The 15186-nt window shown below is 42.8% G+C and carries 6 protein-coding genes; 2 read left to right on the top strand and 4 right to left on the bottom strand.

Going from position 1 to position 15186, the window contains the following annotated elements; translation table 11 throughout:
* Window positions 1-22 precede the first annotated feature (22 nt).
* Window positions 23-1243 (top strand): [FeFe] hydrogenase H-cluster maturation GTPase HydF, encoded by a 1221-nt coding sequence (gene hydF, locus ACU70B_RS02770; RefSeq protein ID WP_447184837.1) that lies wholly within the window; start codon window positions 23-25, stop codon window positions 1241-1243.
* 119 nt (window positions 1244-1362) lie between these two features.
* Here the strand turns inward: hydF and ACU70B_RS02765 are convergent, their stop codons facing one another.
* Window positions 1363-3696 (bottom strand): methyl-accepting chemotaxis protein, encoded by a 2334-nt coding sequence (locus ACU70B_RS02765; RefSeq protein WP_447184836.1) that lies wholly within the window; start codon window positions 3694-3696, stop codon window positions 1363-1365.
* Window positions 3697-3986: 290 nt separating this feature from the next.
* On the opposite strand from ACU70B_RS02765, the gene ACU70B_RS02760 reads away from it, so the two are divergent.
* Entirely contained in the window at window positions 3987-4199 is a 213-nt protein-coding gene (locus ACU70B_RS02760) for a hypothetical protein (protein ID WP_447184835.1), read from the top strand.
* Window positions 4200-4588: 389 nt separating this feature from the next.
* Here ACU70B_RS02760 and ACU70B_RS02755 read toward each other — a convergent pair whose 3' ends face one another.
* Genes ACU70B_RS02755 through ACU70B_RS02745 form a run of 3 tightly spaced genes read right to left on the bottom strand, consistent with a single transcriptional unit; the run spans window position 4589 to window position 15144 of the window.
* Window positions 4589-7933, bottom strand: coding sequence for an AMP-binding protein (locus ACU70B_RS02755; RefSeq protein ID WP_447184834.1), 3345 nt, complete (start codon window positions 7931-7933; stop codon window positions 4589-4591).
* Between the two features lie 15 nt (window positions 7934-7948).
* Window positions 7949-11176, bottom strand: coding sequence for a non-ribosomal peptide synthetase (locus ACU70B_RS02750; RefSeq protein ID WP_447184833.1), 3228 nt, complete (start codon window positions 11174-11176; stop codon window positions 7949-7951).
* Between the two features lie 17 nt (window positions 11177-11193).
* Window positions 11194-15144 carry a non-ribosomal peptide synthetase gene (locus ACU70B_RS02745; RefSeq protein WP_447184832.1) on the bottom strand — a complete coding sequence of 1317 codons (3951 nt, stop codon included), beginning with the start codon at window positions 15142-15144 and terminating at the stop codon, window positions 11194-11196.
* Window positions 15145-15186: the final 42 nt, after the last annotated feature.

Below are 15186 nucleotides of genomic sequence, written 5' to 3'. Positions count from 1 at the left end.
ATTATTCTACGGAGGTCTGGTTATGGGCATTAATGATACCCCCCGGGCTAATCGCCCCCATATTGCTATATTCGGCCGGCGTAATGCCGGCAAGTCAAGCCTGATCAACGCTATTACGGGACAGGACATTGCCCTGGTGTCGGAAGAGGCAGGAACTACCGCCGACCCCGTTTACAAGTCTATGGAGATACTTCCTCTGGGTCCGTGCGTCCTGATTGACACCGCCGGAATAGATGATGCAGGAGCCCTGGGAGGAATGCGGGTGAAGAAAACCCGTACAGTCTTGGATAAAACCGACCTGGCTATTTTAGTCATCGACCCAGCCCTGGGCGTTAGCAATTTTGAGAAGGATTTGCTTGAAGCCTTTGTCAAACAGGACATACCGGTGCTGGCAGTCTTGAATAAGGTAGATCAGGGCAATATTCAAAAGGCGTTGCTGGAAGAAGAGCTGGGGCTATACCTGCACCCGGTAAGTACGGTGACCGGTGCAGGCATATCGGAGCTGCGGGAGCTTATAGCCGGGAACACGCCCTCCGGGTTTGAAAATGCGAGTATCGTAGGCGATATTCTTTCCCCCGGTGATATCTGCATACTGGTCACCCCTATTGACAGTGCCGCTCCCAAAGGCCGCCTGATATTACCCCAGGTACAAACCATCCGGGATATTCTGGATCACAATGCCCAGGCCCTGGTGGTCAGGGAAACCGAGCTGGAGTCTGCCCTGGCCGGCCTGACCAAACCGCCGCGCCTGGTTATCACTGATTCCCAGGCTTTTGCCGCCGTCTCCTCCCTAATCGACGAGTCCATCCCCCTTACTTCATTTTCCATATTGTTTGCCCGCTACAAAGCCGATTTGAAGAGTATGATGCAGGGCATACAGGTTTTGGAGAATCTTAAACCGGGAGATCGGGTGCTAATAGCTGAGGCTTGTACTCATCATCGCCAGGAAGACGACATTGGCAGGGTTAAAATACCCAATCTGCTTCAGAAACAGGCAGGGGGCGCTCTGTCCCTGGACTGGTGCAGCGGCAGCAGTTTCCCTGAAGACCTGGAAAAGTATAAGCTGATAATCCACTGCGGCGCCTGCATGCTGAACCGCAAACAGATGCTGTCCCGTATACGTACAGCCGGGGAAAAAGGGGTTGCCCTGATCAATTACGGCGTTTTTTTAGCCTACATGGCCGGAATCCTGAAGAGAACCACCAGTGTGTTCGCATCTGAATCGGATGTCGGGAAAATATAGGTTTAAGGAAACGCAGACCCCCCCCATATTCAGGCTAACGACACATCAGGCAGCTTAGCGCTCCCCTTCAGGGTGTTGCTAGCTGCCTGATGTGAATTATAGGTTGCCTAATTAAGATTTCATATCTCCCCATTAAGCTTATAGTTTATCAATTTCTCCAAAGCCTCAATAATTCTGTCTGAAGCCGCTTCCATATCGCGCAGACGTTCCCGGGCCTCATCCTTGCAGTCATCGTTATTAAGAACGACTGCTTCACGAGCCAGCGCATGTACCTGCTCATGATGATCGGCGACCAGGCTGTTGTATACCTCCAGCATCTTCTCTTCCTTAACCGAGTTAAGCCAGCGGGCCAGACGGCATTGCAGATGAGTAGGAACATCGTCCGGGTCGGCAAAGAGATCATGCTCGACGATAAACTGGTATTTACGCACAAAACCCCGATGGTCGTCCATAACCTGTCTTAATACCACTTCGTCAGGCAAATGGTAATTACCCAAGATATCCCGGAAGTCTTCGGATATTTTATTGGTTTCGCCTGCAATGTCAACGATGGCTGAAAAATTACCCATCTGTTTGTCTATATCGGATATGACCTTATCCAAGGTATCGATCAAAACCAGCATGGCATCATTTACAGTACTTACAACAGCCGATATTTGCTGTGAAGAAGCACTCTGTTCCTGCATGGCCGAAGTAATGTCCATAACCGAATCCTGGATGTTAACAATCTGTTTTATAATCTCTTCTATAGTGGTAATGACCTTGTCGGTAGTCTGATTCTCCTCCTCGATGGCTGCGCCCATGGACTCAACATCTAATACAAAACTGCCGATATTAGCCTGCACCCCGCTGATTAGGGCACTGATCTGCCGCGTATACCCTGCTGTTTGCTCCGCCAGTTTACGAATCTCCTCGGCAACCACCGCGAAACCGCGTCCGTGCTCCCCAGCCCGGGCAGATTCGATAGCTGCATTCAGGGCCAGCAGGTTAGTCTGCTCGGAAACACTCATAATGGTAGCGGTTATTTCGCCGATATCGCGGGAGATATTTTCCAGCTCCCGGGCTTTCTGAACGGTAGCCTGTCCTCGCTGGCCCAATAGCTGTCCCGTCTCTTCGAATCTTCTCATCTCTTCTTTGCCTTGCTGGGCTGCTTCAGATAGTTGCAGATAGGTATTCTGCAGGTTTTGAGCCTGCTCAGCTACCATTGACGAGGCGCCTGCAATCTCTTCTACTCCGGAATCGGCTTCGCGCAAGCTGCCGCCCGCCTCCTTCAACCGACCTCCCACCTGTTGGAGATGTTTGGATGTTTGCTCCAGTTTAAGCACCGACGAACCGGCTACATCATCCAGAAAATACGCGTTAGTGGTAAGGCTTGAGCTTTTGGAGAAAAGCTCATACATAACCCCGCGGAAACGTTCCAGCAAGTCAGAAAATCCATGGGCTAATTTGCCGACTTCATCTTGACTGGTCAAATCAATTACCGCGGTCAAATCACCTTCCCCTACGCGTATCATACTATCCCTTAGGGGTGCCAGATGCTTTAAAGCCCGGTGCAATACAATATAGACCGCAGCACAGACTAATAACAGCGATATAACCACAATAATCAGAGAACGGTTTTTAGCCTTGTTTTCTGCCTGAATGAACTTGTCCCGCGAAATCTCCCCCTGTACAAAAGCAATTGTGCTGCCTTCCACATCCTTAATGGGTATCAAAGACAGTATTAGCCGGTTATCGCTGCTTTTTCGAGCCAGGCTGTTTCCCTTGATAAGTTCTTGCAGATCATGGGCGGATAAATTTATGGTGGGCGTCGCACTCTGCCATAGCATCACTGCCTGCTGCTGTTCCAGGCCAAAGATAACATATTCCCCCTGATTCAATTTGCTCAGGGCATCCCCTACGGATTCTTCCAGGGAACCCCCGACCTCATAAAGGCCTATTAACCTGTTCTCCTCTATAAACGGGGTTATGCAGCGAATACCAAAACCAGTGACGCCCTTTTCTACCGCCACAACTTTCTGCTTGGTTTGAATAGCCTGGGCCAGTGCCTTGCGGTAAGCAACATTATCGCCAAATTGCTCGGGTTTTTGCACTCTTAATATTGCCGTACCCTGGGGGGAAAAGAAGTTGAGCTGGGTTATATGATAATCCTTCTGCCATTGCTGGTATATGGGAAGAGCTAAATCAAGCAGCCCTTCCCGGTCTTCCTGCCTGAAGGCTTCTTTGACGGCTGCATTGGCGGTCAGGGAATCCGATAATACTGCTACTTCTTTTTGGGTATCTTCAACGCACTCAATGACCATCTCTGAGGTTTGAGCTATGTATTCTTCCTCAAAATCGTTAACCAAAATACGCTGCAGTGCCAGACTGTTCCAGCCGAAAAATCCGAAAACCAACAAATTAAATAGAACCAGCAGAAAAATAATACGGGCTTTTAGACTATTTTTAATCATTGCCGCCACCTCAAGTCGTAATTTGCTATTGTGAATTTTACCACATCCATCCATAGGGGTACAGGGACAAAATGGCTATTCTTATATAGCAGGCCTTATCCCTCAGAAGATACTGCAGCATAATGAATGTTTGTGCATATTTTTCATATCATTAATAACGAAATAGCGAACTTTTATGGCTTCAATTTAATATGATATTTAATATGATAAAGGAAAAGATGAGATTTAAAAGCATATCCGATTTAATTTTGCCCGGTATAGGTATATAAATAAAGAATCTGGGAGATTAAATGAAATACAGCTATCGAGAAAAGTCTATTATCAATATTGTCGACCGAATTGAGGGAATTAAAGAGCAGATTATGCGGACTGAAGATCATGACGAAAGGGAAACCCTTAGGGAAAGGCTCAACCAACTCTATATTATGCGCTCTTATTACATACAGCTCATTACCAGAGACGAACCTGCACTAAAAATGCTAAAACCCAGGAGCAGGAGGTGAACCGATAGCATCTGACACCATTTATTATTTATATGTGTAATTCTTTACCCACTCGTTAAGCATGTTTAAAAGCATAATTATTATCGTGATCAGCAGTTTCGCCCCATTGTTTTTCAGTAACCGGTTAAACGCCAAAATCACGGCAGGCAAAAACACCTTTTAAAATTCCGCCATTTCCACCATAGTAATCCTTTACCACGTTAATTTAGGATCGCACCCCTTGATGATGCCCTCTTGCCCAATATAAGCACGAGGGCATCAGCCTTTGTCAATCTTCTCCTTATAAGCTATTGGCTAGAAGGTTCTAAAGATTAAGAGGCTTTGCTGACAAAGTCGTTATATACCGCCTTCGATCCGGGGGTGAGGTAAACAAGGGCAAATCCTGAGTATTAGAATTGTCTGAGTAATCCCGCTAAATGCTCTATTGTTGCATCCTTAATAAAATCACCAGGAGCTAAGGCTATGCCAAATTCTCTTTCAATCAAAAACTTAAGTTGCACCCATTTTAATGAATCCCCACCCACGTCAAACCAATTATCATTTATACTAATAATCTGGCGCTCTCCCAGAATATTGTCCCACATCTTTAACAACCGCGCTTCGATTTGGTCCCTGGGTTGGATAAACGGTTTAAGCTCAATATTGGGCAATAAGCTTTGTGACAGGCGGTTGTTATCGATATAACCATCCATTCTAATCGGTAATGATTTCGCCAGATAGATTTCATTTGGTATTGCGTAATATGGTAGTTTATCTTGCAAAAATATCTTCAGACTATCAGCATCTGCTGGCGAACTGTCTCGGATAACAGCATAAGCTGTCAGTCTGTCATTCGAATTAAGCGTCTCCACTGCTTGAACAAATGCTGATCTAACGTCTGGATGCTGTTCCAGTTTTTCCGCAATATCAAACAGCGAGATAGAATAGCCCCTGAAACGAAGTTTGCAATCAGCTTCATTTCCGCATATTTCAATCAGGTTACTAGCGGAGTACCGTCCAACATACCTGGTTTTGATCAACCTTTCGTCTGTTCGTGGATTGCAAACCACTTTTACCCCGTTGTCATTACTGAGAGACGTATGCGTTTGGATTAAATCATCCCCCCCAATATATACATGACCTAAAACCGAATACGGACACTGCTCAAGTCCATCGTTCAGTACATAAACGTTGCGCCCCTCATAACATCGGTCAAATTTTGCACCATTAACATCATCATTAACTCCTAGTTCAGCAACCATAGACCATAATCCTATTTGCGGTGTTCTCCACAAATGGAATATTCTACTCCCGCTATTGGCGTTCTTTATCCTGGTCACTATCTTATTACCTACTCTGGTACCGCTGAGAAAAATCAGCCTTAATGGCCATTGTCCACCGTTAAAATGCTCATCCCAGCATGTTAAAGTTTCCTCCAGGATATAAACCGGAGCATTAAATACCGTAATCTGATGTCGCTTAATTAATTCCGCGTAATTTAATGGATTCCAACTAGATTGTGCTTGCGGAAGAAAGATAGTCCCTCCGGCAATAAGCATACCCAACACGTCATATAACCATAAATCTACGGTATTTGTATAAATGGACAAAAGCCTGTCTTCTGCATTAACTCCAAAGTATTGGTTGCTGCTTATTATAATATTTACCATCATACTCTGGCTTATAATAACCTTATGCATATTCTCCTCGGCAGGATATATGATACAAGCTGTTTGATCAGCTTGCAGGCGAGCGACTGGCTCGCAAACAGTTGAGTTGCCCACGGTACATTTATCAACCAATATATTTTCCACATTATCGATAAGCCCTATCTGTTGGCTGATCCAGGATTGAGTAAGAACTACCTTAACGCAATTCTCCCTCAGCAAGCCGGAAAGCCTTTCATATGGCATACTCACATCCAGAGGCAAGAAAACCGCCCCTGCTCCGAAGATACCGAGTATAGATACAATTTGTTCCCAGCCATGTTCCATTATGACCGCTACTGTTTCCTGATTGCCAGGTTTTACTCCTGCCCGGAAAAGCATATCCCTTATAATACCTGCAGTATCATAAAGATCTTCATATGTTAATGAAATCAATGGACCTGCAACTGCAACATGATCACTATGCCGGCTAACACTTTGCCGAAAAAGATCGTTAATATCCATATCTGATATTTTTTTTATATTGATAACAGATCTATCATCGTATTTAACTAAACTGCTTATATTCTCCGGCCATCGCCGATGCCATATCTTATCCTCGGACACCAAATTATTAATGAGTTTTTTATAAACATTAAACATTTCCTCCATCATGCCCTGCGGAAACATCTCAGGCCTTCCGGCCCATTTACATCTTATCTCTCCATTAGTTCCTTCATAAATCGAAGGAACTAATTGCATCTGCGAAGCGTAAATATTATCTTCTATAATTTCCACGTTGATAAGAGAATTCTCTTCTCGTTGGGAAGCAGTTTGAAGGATGTGTTTCATACGTTCATTTTTGGCCAGAAGCAGCGCATCTTTCTGAAGATTAAGCACACTGTTGAAAAATACCTTAAGCGGAACATGGGACCCCTGACCGTATTTCTTATTAATTTCCCGAATGACCTGCAGTCCCGAAAAATATGGATTGTCAATATTGTAAACAATTTGTGCCTGAACTGCTTTTACGCGTTCAATAAAGTTTCCCCGTAATGAATCAATGGCAACAATTTCGACCGTATTAAAATTTCCCAAAATATCATTTATTTGCGGATGAACTGGAGGGCGAAAGGAATTAATTACGCCCAGACTGAATTTTGCCCCGTAACTCCAGCACGCTAAAACATCAGCATATGCTGTTAGCAATACCGAGAACACACCCACTCCAAATTTTACTGCAAGCTGGTTTAGCTTTGTAAAACCTTCTTTATCAATCAGTTCATTGTCATAAACTATAAATTTAAAATATTTATCAGGTTGCACATAAGAACGGAGCGGAAGTTCCGGCCCGGGTAAAAGTCCGGGCAAAAGATTAAGCCAGTAATTTCTGGATTGCTGATAAGAATATGTTTTTTTAATTGTCTCCCATGATAGCGCATAATCTCTATAACTAAACTGAGGTTTATCAATTGTTATGTATGAATTCTGAATGGCAGCCAGCCATTGTGTTAAAAATATCTGAATGCTTGTGCCATCCATCAACAGCGAATTGATTTTGACATGCACAACAATAGTGTGGTTAAAACAATGCCCTGCAACTTTAAACAGGGGCCATTCAAGAACAGGAGTTTGCTCTTCCCGCATCTGGGTTCGCACTTCCTCAAGCTTTTCTTCGATTTCGTTTTCTCCCCAGTCACCAAGGTCCGCAAAAGGGATTCTATAATAATCGACCTCAGGTAATATTTTTTGCATGCCCCCCGGTAATATAATCAGTCTCAATATATCATGATCTCGAATCAAAAGATTTAAAGTATCTATAACCCTATCTTCAATGGTCGTTCTCAAGCTCTTATTCGTTAAGTTTATTCTGAATTCAATATATACATTGCTGGGGTGTGTGCCCAGGTCAAATAACCCGGTCTGTCCCAGCCAATAAACCTGCTGCACTTCAGCCAGAGGAAAAGGTGTATATTTGTTTTTTTCATCCGTATTAATGGCAGAAGCTGCCTTTTCATCGGTATGCCTTTCCATAAGCTTCCTTAATAGAAGTTCACGTTTTTCTGGGGACAGCAATGCAAAGCGTTCTATATTATCCAAATTATCCAAAACACATTTCTCCTTTTACCTGTTATTAAACACCGAGCCCATTAATAAGGTTTTTCTTGCGTCTTCATCGGACATTTGATCTAATTCTGCCAGTAATTCCGATATCTCTAAATTTTCGGCTTTTATATTCAGAATCAGTATTGCCAGTTGTTCTATTTGGGGGTATTGGAACAAATATTTCAAGGGAAAATCAATCACAAATTCCGTTCTTATCTTTCCAGCAACATGCAATGCCGAAATAGAGTGTCCCCCCATTTCAAAAAAGTCGTCATGGATACCCACTACATCAATGCCAAGAACTAAGCTCCAGATTTCTGCTAGCTGCCTTTCTGTAGCCGTCCGGGGTGCAACGTAAGGTTTGCTTTCAGGTCTGGTTAAGGCTATACGGTGCAAGTCCTTTAGGTTCAATTTACCATGTGGTGTGAGAGATAGGCTATCGACAATTACAAATACTGAGGGAATCATATAGTTGGGAAGTTTCTCCCTTAGCTCGCTTTGCAGTTGATTCAACTTAAAAGATTCCTTGTCTCTAACTACAATATATGCCGCCAGTTGCTTTGCCAACGGCTGGTCGCCGACAACTATAACTGCAGCGTCATTTATATTATTGAACTTCCTTAATGTATTGGCAATTTCATCTAATTCAATCCTAAAACCACGTATTTTAACCTGATTGTCAATTCTACCTAAAAATTCAATATTACCATCTGGTAAATATCTAACTAAATCCCCGGTCTTATATATTTTTTGACTGGCATCAAGCGGGTGGGGGATGAATTTTTCCCCTGTCATTTCCGGACGGTTCAGATACCCACGAGCCAATCCTGCACCTCCTATGCACAGTTCCCCGGGAACACCGGTTGGAACAACTTGTTGATCCATATCTAGCACATATACTTCTACATTATTAATTGGCCTGCCTATAGGTACTGCATTCCCATCATTATTATTGACCCATTGGTAAAATGTTGTCCAAATTGTTCCTTCGGTAGGGCCGTAAAGATTAAAAAACTTCCGTCCTTGCGACCATTTTCTGGCTAGTTCTGTACTACAAGCCTCGCCTGCAGCATTTAGGATTCTTAAGCCCGGAATATTGTCAAAGGGAAGGGTGGCTAAAGCTGTAGGTGTAACAGTTGCAATCGTAATCCTCATCTCTTTCAACGTCCTCAGTAAATCGTACCCTATAAACTGCTCCCTGCCATCTGGTAAACAAATCGTGGCGCCATTTCCCAAGGCCATAGCGAATTCAGCAACTGAAGCATCAAAACCCAGGGAGGCAAGCTGGATAATACGATCATCCGGACAAATTTCAAAGATCCGTTTATATTCCTGGGTTGCATTGGAAAGGCCTTTATGGGTCAGCAAGACCCCTTTTGGTTTTCCGGTTGAGCCGGAGGTGTAAATTACATAAGCGAGGTCTTCCGAACCTGGTTCAGGTTTGATGAAATTCTTATAATCGTTATAATCAGAACATTCAAATAGGCTGTCAATATTAACAATGGTCTTACTGAAAGGCAGATCTTGTGACATACCGGTTACAGATAAAACGTATTCAATCTTAGTGTCCTCAGTTATATATTTCAGACGATCACCCGGATAGCCAGGGTCGAGGGGTACATATGCTGCGCCAGCTTTCCAAATAGCCATAATGCCTATAACTAATTCCAGGGATCGCTCCATATATACGCCCACTATTTCGTTAGGTTTAATGCCGCATTCAATCAAGTATCCAGCCAACTGGTCAGACCTCTCGTTCAGTTCATGATACGACAGGGTATTGCCGTTATATTGAACAGCTGGTTTTCCTGGGTGCATGCTTACCTGCTCTGTGAATAGCTCACAAATATATTTGTTTGGTACATTTTCAACTTTACTGCTTGAATTGCTCCAAACATAAGCCAGCTTGTTATATTCCTGCTCTGGAATTACGCTCAATTTCAAATATGGATTATCTGTTTCCAACATGATTGACTTCAAAGAACTTTGATAATATCTCCCTATCGCTTCAACCTGATCGGCGCCAAACTGATTTGCGTCATAAATTAATATGAGATACATTGCATTATTCCGCGGATTAACCATGAACTCACAGGTAAAGGGAAAATTTGTTTGTTCAAATCCCTCGAAATCGACAAGCTGTAGAGCCGACGTTGATTCCACCTGGTTATAAACATGAAAATTTATATAATTAAAAGCGGTTTCAAATAATAAATTATTCCCGGTATCCCGTTGTATTGCTGCCAAAGGATACCTTCTATATGGCCACATATCCTTTTCCTGTTCAAAAAGCCTTTGTATAAGTTCCTTCCATGTCTCATGCGTCAATCTTATCCGTAATGGCAGAGTGTTCACAAACAGCCCTAGTACGCCTTCGCCTCCAAGTTTTTCCGGTCGGCCATTCGATACTACCCCGGTAACGATATCCTTTTCACCTGACACGAGGCTTAATACTCTTACATGTGCCGCCAGTAATACATTTTTTAAAGGGACGCCTTCCATTATCGATACTCGGGACAGTCCTTCGGAAATTTCTTGAGGTATGCTTATTTTAAGTGATTTATAGACATTTTCCGGCTCTTTTAAGGGCCAGCGAGGTATTTTCTTAAAGCTGCTGTCCTGAAGCAGTTTTAACCAATAATCTTTGCATTGTTCCGATTGCAGAGCTTTTATTTCAAGAGCTACGAAATCACGAAATTTAACATTATTATGCTCATTGGGTATGTTATCCAGGTATCCAATCTTCCACATGTACAAACGAATGAATTCAGTTATCATTGTGGCTACACTCCAACCATCTAGTATGGAATGATGAAAGCTAAGAGAAATATCAAAGTCTTCCACGGACCAGCGATGGCTTTGTAAGCGGAATAAGGGAGCCTTTTTCCAATCGAAACTTCTTCCCTTTTCATTATCTAGCCATTGTTTCATTATTTTTTGACGATCTGATGGGAAACCCTGAAAATCCATTTCTTCAAAAAGCAAGTCCACCTTATCGTGGACCAGCTGTAACGGTTCGCTAAATTCATTGATATCAAAAGAAGTTCGCAGTATTTGATGACGAGAAACGAGGTGCTCGGCCGCTTCTTTTAACATTTTAAAATCGTAAGGTCCATGGAAACGATAAGTAAAGATGTTATGATAAACAGGCAAGTCTTTGCTATACTCGCTGTGAAAGAACATACCCTCCTGCAACATGGTTATAGGATAGGCATCTTCAATGGAAACCTGTTTGGAATTGCTCATTTTCTTCTTACACTCCTTTACATTTTATATCCCGCGAGCTTCATCCTATCCTGACGGGAAATCAAATCGAATGCTTCCCCGACAACATCATCTGCATGGCTGGTTTCAAGTTCAGCTAAATTGGCGGATAACCCACGGATGGTAGGGTATCTACACAAATTACGGATCGTCACATTCAACCCATGTTTTTTTGCCAAGGCCATAATCTGAATGCTCAAAATAGAATCGCCACCCAAGCTGAAATAGTTATCGTCAATTCCCACCCGCTTGACGGCCAGAACTCTGGACCATATATCTACTAAAGCTTTTTCCGTAGGATTAGTAGCTTCAGCATATTGAGCATCACCACGGATATTTGCATAATCGGGTTCAGGCAGCGCTTTTGTATTCGCCTTACCGCTGGATGTTAACGGGATAGAGTCCAATACCATAATGATCTCCGGAATCATATAATCTGGTAACTTCTTCCCGGAGAAAATTTGCAACTGGATCGGTGTGGGTCTGTTTACCCCTTTCAGAACAACATACGCCACTAGCTTTTGGTTCATTTCATTGCTCTTTATTTGCCGGATAGTTACCACTGCATCTTGTACATCCGGGTGCTGTCTTAAAACCGACTCTATTTCACCCAACTCTATTCGATAGCCGCGGAGTTTGATCTGGTTGTCCATTCTTCCTAAAAACTCGATATTTCCGTCAGCCTTCCATCTAGCCAGATCACCCGTTCGATACATTCGTTCACCCGGATAAAAGGGGTTCCGGACGAACTTTTCTTCGCTCAATTCTTTATTATTTACGTAGCCTCGGGCCAAACCCACACCAGCTATGCAGAGTTCACCAGTAATACCTATCGGCATTAATTCATAATTACTGCCCACTATGTAGAGATTTGTGTTATCTACTGGTCTTCCTATAGGTATCATGCTTAGATGTTCATCTGTCCCGATGCATTCATAATAAGAAACGTGAACAGTAGCTTCCGTTGGCCCATATAAGTTAACCAAGCGAATACCGTGGCTACCTGTTATTCTATTAAACATTTGCACGTGTTTGAGGGCGAGTGCTTCTCCACTGCATAATACTAATTTAAGAGATGATAACTTTTCGAAGTGATTGCCTATTTCAATATAATTCAAAAAACCGTTGAACATCGAGGGGACAAAGTGCATTACCGTTACTTTGTTCTCAAATACAGCGTTCAAAACCATATCAGGATCTTTTTCACCGTCAGGTTCAAGCAAAACCACGCTGGCGCCAGCTATACTCCACCAGAACAGTTCCCAGAGCGAAACGTCAAAAGTAAGCGGTGTTTTTTGTAAAATAATATCACTTTCGTCAATTGGATATATCTTACGCATCCACTGAATTTGATTAACCAGGGAATGGTGTTCAATCATAACTCCCTTGGGATTCCCGGTTGATCCGGACGTATAGATTACATAGACCAGATCTCTGGAACTATTGACTTGCTCAAGATTTCCATCATCTTCTTTATACCCTGGATCATCTGTTATATCGAGAACTTCTCCTTCAAATAAAATGTTGTTCCCCGTTTTGTCCTTGGTGACTAGCATTATGGCTTCGCTGTCCTGTAACATGTAGCGGATGCGCTCCCGGGGATACTTTGGATCTATAGGCATGTATGCCCCGCCGGCTTTAAGTATCGCAAATATGCCGATAAGCATTTCCAACGACCTTTCCATCATAATACCGACGATGCTGTTGGGTTTCACGCCTTTTCTCCTGAGAACTCTTGCCAGGCGATTAGCTTTGCTGTTTAAATCACCATATGTTAGTTTCTGTCCTTTGTGTAATACTGCTATTTTGGCAGGTGTTTTGCCCGCCTGCTCTTCAAGGAAACGATGAATTGTTTTTTTCCGGTCATAATATGAGGAAGTGTTATTAAACTCATTCAAAATACAGTCTCGCTCACTATTTGTTATTAGTGTTATCTCTTTGACAAGCATATCTGGATTGCTGATAACCTGTTCTACTATGTTTTGCAGGTGAGTTTTCATCCTGTTTACTGTTTCTTGGGCAAATAAAGTATTATTATATCTGAGCGTAAAAAGTATTTCTTCATTACTTTCGACCACATCCAAAGCCAATGTATAATCCCCAAGCTTATTACTATAACCTGCCGCTTGGCTACTGTCAGTCTTTAATGAGAACAGCACATTATACAGCGGGGCATTCTTAACTCTTGACCCAATAAGATGATTAACAATTAAATCCTCAAAAATAATATCCTGACAGTCCAGTGCTTCAGAAACCCCATCCCTGACCCGCATCAAATGTTGGCTAAACATTTCCTCATTTTTTATTTCGTGTTTCATGGCCAGATAATGTGGATGCACATCCTTATTCTTCTGAATGATCAGCCCGGTTCCAGCAATCGGTGCCCACAAGGCGGCATCATTCTGCCCGGTATATTTATAAAGAAATACGTTAAAAATAGACAATATTACTGAATAGAGAGACGTGTTATACTGCCTTCCCAATTCCAGTAGAACCGTCCGGGTAAGCCTGTCCGCCGAAAATTGCACTTCGTCTGATTTGAATTCCTGATCTTGCGTTAATGCATAATCTGTCCGCATATTATAAATCGATAAGGCGCCTTTAAAGTTATTTTGCCAGTACTTTACTGTCTTGCCGGATATATAAAGATTGTCCATGCTTTGCAGCATTGATAAAAATATCCGGGTAAAGATCTTTGCAGCCCCTGCCATTTGTTGATCTCTAAACCGGTCGGAATCGTAAATGAGTTGCAAGCTCAGCTTATTGCCTGAAATATCCAGCCAGAATTGTGAAGCCAGAGGGTAATTGGTTCGTTCAAATCGGTTAACATCTATAATCTTAAGGTAATCAGATAATTCTTCTTTATTTTTATATACGTTAAAGTTCACATAACTAAAGATACTTTCAAAAAATTGACTATTCCCCATGTGTTTAGTTATTTCCGCCAGGGGATATCTACGGTAAGTCATCATTTCCTGTTCAGCATCGAAGACCTGCCTTACAAGTTGTTTCCATGTTCCTCCTGTCAGCTGAATCCGCAAGGGCACCGTATTGGCGAATAACCCCAATTCCCTGTCAGCATCAATATCTTCAGGCTTACCGCTGGTAACCAAACCGGTCACAACGTCAAATTCCCCGGTTATTATGCTCAAAACTGACAAATGTGCAGCAAGCAGAATTACATTCAGCGGCACTGCTTCATATCTTGCCAGTGCTTTAAGAGCATTTAGCATTTCCGGCGATATTTCCACTATTTCAGTTTTATAGCCACTACCGATGCTATCCTGGTAAATTGTCTCGCCGCAGGCTAACCCCTCAAGCTTTTTAAGCCAATAATCTTTACATGTTTCTGACTTTACAGCACCAAGTTCCAACGCAACATAATCACGAAAGACGTTATATTCCATAGGTTCCGGTAAATAATTTGTCTTTCCCAATTTATTCAAATAAACGCCGAATAGCTCAATCATCATTTGGAAAGCACTAACCCCGTCCAGAATTGAATGATGATAGCTGAGGGAAATGTCAAATTCATCCTCCTTCCAGCGATGTGTTTGCAGACGAAATAGTGGAGCCAATTTCCAGTCGAAGTCTTTCTTTTTTTCCTCTTCCAGCCATCTGGCCCGTATATCGGCATGATACGACTCCGCCGAATTACGCAGATCAGCTTCTCCGATTATCACAATTGCTTCCTTTTGAACGATTTGGACTGGTTCGCTAAAATCGCTTAAATTAAAGCTCGTCCGCAGGGCGGGATGACGTGCAATCATGTATTGTACTGCTTCCTGTAAAGCTTTTATATTATAGATGCCTTTTAAATGATAGGTAAGGATATCGTGATATACGGGTTCCCCAGCGTTATATTCACTATAGAACAGCATGCCTTTTTGCAGCTTGGTCATTGGGTAGGCATCTTCGATATCAAAATGCCTGAGAACAGAGTTACTCATTATTCCCTTCCTCCTTTTAAGCCTGGTATCCCGGCAATAAAT

The organism is Syntrophomonas curvata (genome assembly GCF_052976825.1).
This window is presented reverse-complemented; position numbering and strand designations above follow the sequence as displayed.